The following is a 2,596-nucleotide window of genomic DNA, read 5'->3' as shown; positions in this document are numbered from 1 at the left end:
CGACGCGGATGACGGCGCGATCACGACCGTCCTCGGCCTGGCCGCAGCCCTGCTGCCCGAACGGCCCGACCCGTCCGAACCCGCCACGCCGCTGAGCGAGGGGCTCGTCGCGGCCCGTTCGCTGTCGATCCTGGTCGTCGAGGACAACATCGTCAACCAGAAGGTCCTGTGCAAGACCCTCTCCCGGGTCGGCCATCGCTGGCGCGCCGCCGCGAATGGCGAGGAAGCGTTGGAACGTCTGGAGGCGGAGTCATTCGACCTGGTGCTGATGGACCTCAACATGCCCGTCATGAACGGGATCGAGGCGACCAAGCTCTATCGCTTCTCCGAGGTCGGCGCCGGCGCCAGCCTGCCGATCGTGGCGCTGACGGCGGACGGCACGCAGGAAACCCAGGCCCGGTGCCGCGAGGCCGGGATGAACGGATTCCTGCTGAAACCGATCGAAATCGAGGCCCTGCTGCAGACGATCGATGCGCTCGTTCCCGCTTCGGCCGGGCAACGCCCCGCGCGTCCGGAACCGCTCGCCCCGCCGCCGCCGCTGGTGGAGCGGGCCGTCATCGTCCCGTTCCCGGCCGTCACGCTGAACCGCAAGATGGTGCAGGACCTGCAGGCATTGGGCGGCACCCAATTCCGCGCCGACCTCATCGGCGATTTCCTGACCGACGCGGCGGCCATCATCGACCGGATGGCGGATGCGCTGGCGGCGGGCAAATGGACCGTGCTGCTGGACGAGGCCCATTCATTGCGCAGCGCCGCGGCGAATGTCGGGGCCGAACGGCTGACATCGCTCTGCCAGGAATGGCGGGGCTTCGACTTCAATCGGGGGACCGGTGCGGCCCATGCCCATCTTCTCGCCATCCGGCAGGAAATGGACAAGGTGCACGAGGCCCTGTTCCCCTACACGATCCTGTCGCCCCAGGACGGCATCGCTCCATAAGGACCGGCCCCACTGGCGGGCAGACCGCGGCGCATGATCGGCCTGCGTCGCGGTTCGCCCGCCAGGTGACCGGCCGCCAGTGACCGGCCGCCGTTCAACCGGCGGCGCTGGCCGGCTCGTCGGACTGGATGCGGCGGTTCTGGGCATTGACCAGCCGCAGCATCTTGCGCAGGTCGCTCTCCGTCAGGCGCATGGCGGCGTCCACCCAGATATCGGTGACGTCGCGCAGTTCCTGATGGCTGACCGGGTTGACCAGTTGCCGGGTCCGCAGGATCGCCTCGTGCGCGTTGTAGCGCCGGTCCAGGCGCGCCAGGTGCTCGCGGACGGTCGCCTCGCCGTCGCCCGGCTCGGCCAGTACGTCGATGATCCCCATGTCATGCAGATCGGCGGCGCTGTAGGTCTGGCCGCTCAGGATCATCTTTTCGGCCATGCGCGCGCCGATGCGCCGTGTCAGCAGCGTATAGGCCCCCATGCCCGGGAACAGGTTGAACAGGATTTCCGGCAGGCCGAACTTGGCATGTTTCTCGGCCACGATGATATTGCACGACAGCGCGGCCTCGAAACCGCCGCCCAGCGCGTCCCCCTGCACCAGGGCCACGCTGGTGACGAAATGCCCATATCCGTCGGCATTGGCGAAGACCACGTCCACGCAGCCATGGGCATAGCGGCGCAGCCCTTCGCGGTCCTTCTGCATGATCTTTTCGGCGAACAGCGCCAGGTCGCCGCCCAGGTTGAAGATCCCCGGCACCCGTGATCCAACCACGACGTAACGGAACGGCAGGCTTCCGCCCGTCGCGTCCGCCACCGCATGGATCCGGTGCTGGATCGTCCGCAGGTCGCGCAGCAGCGGCGGCGAGAAGCTGGGCCGGCCATCCGGCCGCATGAAGGTCCACAGGGTCCGTCCTGCCGGATCGAACGAAACCTCGACGTTCGGCAGGCTTTCGATCGTGGTGGGCTCGGGTACGCTGCGCAGGCCGTGCAGCGGACGCCCGGACATCAGGGTGGGGTTCAGCGCGGTGGCAATGGACGAGACGGCCTGGATGCTGGATTTCGACGACATGATCTTCTCCTGACAGGATGCCGGACGGACGCTGCAATGCACCCGATGTGCCGTCGGACCGCCTCGGCCGGCGAAAGCCTAGCTGCCAGGCCGTGTGTCGTCATTGATGATGAAGCATGCCTTGCCCGTGCATGACGAACAATCCTGATAGGTTGCCCGGAAGACACGGCCGGCCATGCCGGAGAATTTCGGCGCATCACATCGCGCCTCGGCCACCCCGCGGGTGGCCGATGGAACGGAAATACATATTTTCAATAGATTGCCGGTCATGCAGAACATCTCCGGCGACGGACGGTACAGTTGATTTTTAAATTATTTCTTAAAATCCTGCGCCATGTTCGCCGGATTTCGGAAAAGCGTCCGGCCCGTCAACCGACACGCCATCCCGCGCAACGCGCGGCGTGGTCAGGCGCGGACTGTCTCCGCCATGATGGGGGTGCGGGATGCGCCGGTGTCGGTGCGATAACCATCCGGATGGGCCAGGCGCCAGCGATAGGCCGTCTCGACGATTTCGTCCAGCGTCACGAAGCGCGGAATCCAGGATGTCTCGGCCCGCAACCGCGCCGCGCCGGCGACCAGCCGCGCGGGATCGCCGGGAC

2 protein-coding genes and 1 pseudogene are annotated in these 2,596 nt (G+C 66.8%); 1 reads left to right on the top strand and 2 read right to left on the bottom strand.

Features of this window, described 5'->3' with window-relative positions:
• Nucleotides 1–937, top strand: a 937-nt coding sequence (locus HUK84_RS14710) for a response regulator (RefSeq protein ID WP_176640954.1), incomplete at its 5' end; no start/stop codon positions are given.
• 94 nt (nt 938–1,031) lie between these two features.
• Here the strand turns inward: HUK84_RS14710 and HUK84_RS14705 are convergent.
• Together HUK84_RS14705 and HUK84_RS14700 are read right to left on the bottom strand one after the other, a co-directional pair.
• Entirely contained in the window at nt 1,032–1,997 is a 966-nt protein-coding gene (locus HUK84_RS14705) for a crotonase/enoyl-CoA hydratase family protein (RefSeq protein WP_176640953.1), read from the bottom strand.
• Nucleotides 1,998–2,402: 405 nt separating this feature from the next.
• A pseudogene (locus HUK84_RS14700) lies at nt 2,403–2,596 on the bottom strand (hypothetical protein); the annotation flags it as partial.

This window comes from Nguyenibacter vanlangensis (genome assembly GCF_013376155.1).
Lineage (GTDB): Bacteria > Pseudomonadota > Alphaproteobacteria > Acetobacterales > Acetobacteraceae > Gluconacetobacter > Gluconacetobacter vanlangensis.
This window is presented reverse-complemented; position numbering and strand designations above follow the sequence as displayed.